This window comes from Paenarthrobacter sp. PAE-2, assembly GCF_026013155.1.
GTDB classification, from domain to species: domain Bacteria; phylum Actinomycetota; class Actinomycetes; order Actinomycetales; family Micrococcaceae; genus Arthrobacter; species Arthrobacter ureafaciens.
Genome location: NZ_JAPDNV010000114.1, coordinates 1 through 518 on the forward strand (window position 1 = coordinate 1; position 518 = coordinate 518).

The window sequence follows — 518 nt, forward strand, 5'->3', positions numbered from 1 at the left end:
GGGCCCTGGTCAAAGCCCGCACCTACCGCGCCGCGACGGCCGTTGCTCCGGGATGGGTCCGATCGAATCAGGCCTGGTGGTACACCCACGACAGGCTCCGGAAGGCCTACCGGCTGCTCGAACGCCTCGGCCAGGCCGGCACGCTCTTCACCTACCTGAGCCGTGAATACAACGGGCTGGACATCGCCTCGACAACGAACAGGATCGAAGGCGGCACCAACGCCCAACTCCGGCTGATCCTGCGGACTCACCGCGGCATGGGCGAGGAACACCAAAAGCGAGCGATCGAGTGGTACCTCTACCTACACAGCGAGCAACCCCGCCCACCGGCCACGCTCATCGAAACGAGTCACTACCGACCAGCCAAGAGAACAACCCAGACCCTGCAGGAACAAGAACCAGGCCCAGAGCTCTACAGCACCGGCCTCAGCCCAGACGAAGGCCTCTGGCACCGCACCGGCTGGGCAGGACGCACCTAACACGCCCGGGATTTACACACGTTTTGTCCTATAACCCGC

General features: G+C 64.1%; 1 pseudogene. It reads left to right on the forward strand.

The window, feature by feature from the left end:
* Nucleotides 1-479, forward strand: a pseudogene (locus OCL88_RS21145) (IS256 family transposase); the annotation flags it as partial.
* Nucleotides 480-518: the final 39 nt, after the last annotated feature.